The organism is Promicromonospora kroppenstedtii DSM 19349, assembly GCF_000515355.1.
Taxonomy (GTDB): Bacteria; Actinomycetota; Actinomycetes; order Actinomycetales; family Cellulomonadaceae; genus Promicromonospora; species Promicromonospora kroppenstedtii.
On record NZ_KI911762.1, the window covers coordinates 77824 to 81949 of the forward strand.

At 70.6% G+C, this 4126-nt stretch carries 3 protein-coding genes; all 3 read left to right on the forward strand.

Translation table 11 applies throughout. From position 1 onward, the window contains the following. Nucleotides 1-200, forward strand: a 200-nt coding sequence (locus tag PROKR_RS37105; RefSeq protein ID WP_211240276.1) for a hypothetical protein, incomplete at its 5' end; no start/stop codon positions are given. Between the two features lie 6 nt (nucleotides 201-206). Next, entirely contained in the window at nucleotides 207-2738 is a 2532-nt protein-coding gene (locus tag PROKR_RS29220) for an ATP-binding protein (RefSeq protein WP_036971113.1), read from the forward strand. Further along, nucleotides 2735-4126 (forward strand): hypothetical protein (locus PROKR_RS29225; RefSeq protein ID WP_036971116.1); only part of this gene is annotated, 1392 nt, incomplete at its 3' end. The genes PROKR_RS29220 and PROKR_RS29225, both read left to right, overlap by 4 nt.

Genomic DNA, 4126 nt, shown 5'->3' on the forward strand with positions numbered 1-4126 from the left:
TCGACCCGAGGCCGGGCCCGCAACCCGGGCAACAGCCCGGTGCGCCACCGAGCAGACGCTCGCCGGCCGACTGGGCGGCAGCCGCCGCGACGGCGGCGGCGGACCGCAGGAACAGCGACCTCACGGGTGTGGGGCAGCTGCTCGCCGGCCAGCAGAAGAACCCACCCACCACCCCGCCGACCACCCCGCGAGAGGACTGAGCCCCCATGCTGAGCCACATCTCGGCCCTGACCGACGGCCTCATGTGGACCCGCACCGGGACCGTGTGGGCGGTCTGGCGCGTGTCCCCCGTGCCCTACGCGTTCCAGCCGGACGACAAGAAGCACGCCGCGCGGCGGCATCACACCGCGCTGTACCGCGCGCTGCGGGGCGAGTCGCTGCACCTGGGGCTGACGGCGGCCACCGACCCGGCCTCCGTGGTGCTCGCCATGATCGAGGGCGTCGACCTGACCGAACGCGAGGCGTGGGCCGCCGAGTGCGAGGCCACCCTCGATTTCCTGGAGCAGATCCCGATCGGGCGGCGCGTGCACTGGATCGCCGCGCCCCTGGCCAACCCCGGCGCCAAGGCCTTCATGGAGCCCCTGCAGGCGAGCTGGACCACGCTCCAGGACACCCTGATGATGCCGCGGTCCGTGCCCGGCCGGCACGCTGTCGGCGAGCGCGCCGCCCAGGCAGAGGCGCTGCGCAAGGAGATGCCGTCGGCGTTCGACCCCCGGCCGGCGACCGTGGCCGAGATGGCGTGGATGTTCGGCCACGCGATGCAGCGTGGACTCGGGCTCGACACCGCGGTGCCGGTCGACGGATCGCTCGACGCCGAGATGCACCTGTCCGGACCCTCGGTGCTGCCCTCCGCGCTCATCGACCCGGCGGGACAGACCGACTCCGAGAAGAAGCTCGGCCCGCTCCAGATCCTGAAGCGGCCGTACGTGAAGGTGCTCGACCCGACCAACCCCGAGCTCGCGTCGTACCAGACGACGCTCGTGGTGAGCGATACGCCGTCAGGCGGGATCGTGTACCCGGGCTGCGAGTGGATCGGGCGCGTCGACGAGTCCGGCGTGCCGTGCGACTGGGCCATCCGCATGACGGTGCGCTCGCGCGACGAGGTCACCAACCGCAACCGGCGCGCCGTCCGCACGCTCAACGACCAGTTCGACCAGCGCTCCGAGGAGGAGCGCGCCGGCTCGTCCCTGGACACGACGGCACGCGCCCTGGGCGAGTACCAGGCGGTGATGGACGCCGACGAGCTCGAGGTCGAGGTTGACGCCACCACCATGTTCACGGTGTCGGGCCACACCCCGGAGCAGGCGCTGGACGACGCCCGCGACCTGACCAAGTACTTCGCCGCGATGCAGTTCTCGCTGCGCACCGACCCGACGATCCAGCCGACGCTCTTCGACGCCACGCTGCCGGGCATGCCGACGCCGCGCGCCGTGCGTGAGTACTCGCAGATCACCACCGCGCGGGCCTTCTCGGCGGCGGTACCGTTCGCGACGACCGAGCTGGGCGACACCTCCGGCGCGCTGTTCGCCCTGGAGATCTCGAACGGAGCAGCCCGGCCGAACCCGGTGTTCGTGAACCTGGCCGGAGCCACCGACAAGCTGGACGTGGCGCTCGCGATGGGGTTCGTGGGCGAGCTGGGCTCGGGCAAGTCGGTGAGCATGAAGACGGTGGCGATGGACAACGTCGACATGGGCGCGACGCTCATGGCGGTGGACCACACCGAGATGGGCGAGTGGGGCATCGCCGTCTCCGAGATCCCTGGCTCCCAGGTCGTGGAGATCTCGGAGGACGCGACGGTCTCGATGGACCCGCTGCGGATCCTGCCGCCCGCGCAAGCCCCGCGGGTCGCTCGTGCCTTCATCACCGTGCTGCTGTCCGTGCAGACCAAGTCGGAGCAGAACGTGCTCCTGTCCAAGGTGCTGCAGACCGAGTACATGTGGCGGCACAAGATCACGTCGCTCGGCTCGCTCGCCCGGCACCTCGAGGAGGACTGCGAGTTCCCGGGCGCCCGGATGCTGGCCGACGAGATGCGCATCTTCTCGGAGCTCGACTTCGGCCGCGCCCTGTTCGACGACACGCTGCCGCCGCTCGACCTGAGCTCGCCCGCGATCGTGCTGCACACGCACAAGATGCAGCTGCCCTCGCGCGCCGACATGGAGCACGGGCACCTCTTCGCCGAGCTCAAGGCCGAGAAGGTGTTCGGCCGTGCCACGTTCGCGCTCATCGCGGCCCTGGCGCGCTACCGCTGCTTCGCGGACCGCTCCCGGCTCGACATCTTCGCCGCGGACGAGGCGTCCAAGACCATGTCGTCCCCCGAGGCGGCCGAGGAGATCGGCACGTTCATCCGCGACGGCCGTAAGCACAAGGCCGCGCTGCTGCTCGGCAGCCACGACGCCGAGGAGGACTTCGGCAACGAGGTGGTGCGCGGTCTGATCCCGTTCCGCGTGCTGCTGCGCCACCGCGACTCCAACCTGGCTCGCAGAGGCCTGCGCTGGTTGCACGGTCTGCCGACCGACGCCCCGGTGGACGAGGGTCTGGTCAAGCTCGTCACCGAGGGCACCGCCCCGGTGACGGACTCCGCCGTCGGCGTGGTCGAGGAGCGCCGGGGCGAGTGCCTCATCCGTGACTTCCAGGCCCGGTACGGCCGGGCGAAGGTCATGGCGCCGCTCGTCGAGAAGCGCGCCCAGACGGTCAAGACGACGCCGACGAGCTCCTCCGGTGCGGTGATCGGGGCATGATCCGGCTGGCGCCCCTCGCGTTCGCCGACCCGCAGGGTGGGCTGAACCTCGAGGACACCCAGGGCGTGGCCGTCGACCGGTTCATGCTGCAGTGGGACACGGGCTCGCCGTGGAACCCGCTCAACGTCGACTCCGAGATCTTCTCGACCCTCGCGGGCATGTTCTGGGTCTGGTACCGCGACATGGTCGCGGTGCAGATCTGGGTGCTCGACTGGGTGCTCGGGATGGACTGGCTCGGCTACATCCTGGCGCCGCTCGCCGGGCTCAGCGTCATCGTCAAGGGCATGATCGCGCAGGTCGGCCTGCTGAACCTGATGCTGATCATCCTGGCGTTCGTGGTCGGGTGGTGGCTGCTCAAGGGTCGCTACGCCGGCGGGTTCATGGAACTGATCATCGGCTGCGTCATCGCTGCCCTTGCCACCGGGTTTCTCGCCGACCCGATGGCCGTGGTCGGCGGGCAGAACGGCGTCATCGTGCAGTCGCGGGACGCCGGCATGGACATCGCGACCGGCTTCGCCACCGAGGGTGAGTCCTTCCAACGCGACGCGACGGTGATCCGGGACGGCCTCAAGGGCCAGCTCGTAGACACCCTGCTGCGCGCACCGCACCAGATCATCAACTACGGCTCGGTCATCGACGGCACGGGCTGCGAGGACACCTACACCGAGAACGTGGGCCGGGAGAACGCCGTCGACGAGATCGGCGGCTGCGACGCGGCGTACAAGGAGGCGGCGTCCACGATCGACGCCGGTACGGTCGTCTCCACCCTGAGCCTGCTCACCACCGGGTTCGTGTTCCTGCTGCTGTCCGTGGTGATCGTGGGCGGCGCCATCTTCGCGGTGCTGCTGCTGGGCTGGTCGGCGATCAAGCTGCTCTGGCAGCTGCCCGTCGGCGTCATCTCCAGCGGCACGCGCGCCCAGCTCTTCCGCACGTTCGCGAGCGTGGGCTTCGGCTGCATCCTCGTCGCGATGGCCACGATGTTCCTGGTCGCGTGGATGAAGATGCTGCTCGGCTTCTACGACGCGACGAGCGGCCTGCCGTTCCTCGTGCGGCTGTACCTCTTCAACACGCTGGTCGTGGCGGGCGCCGTCTTCTACGTGCTCATGGGCGCGAGCGTGCGGCAGGGCCTGCGATCCCTGGCCGACAAGCTCGCGGCCGCCGGCGTGCCCTCCCAGATCGGCGAGCCCGCCGCGATGCCGTGGGACGGCACCGCCAAGTGGCGCGACCGCTACAACAAGGCCAAGTCCTGGGCCGGCGTCGGGCTCGGCCCGGCGCCGGTGCAGCCGAACAGCAACGCCGTGGAGGTCGACGGCGGCGATGCGCCGGCGGCGGGTCCGTCCGCGATGGACGGCACCCCCGGCGGTGGAACGGTCGGCGGTGCCGCAGCC

Excerpts from the sequence above, each read along its gene's own strand:
- PROKR_RS29220 (WP_036971113.1), top strand. The coding sequence starts at position 207 with ATGCTGAGCCACATCTCGGCCCTGACCGACGGCCTCATGTGGACCCGC.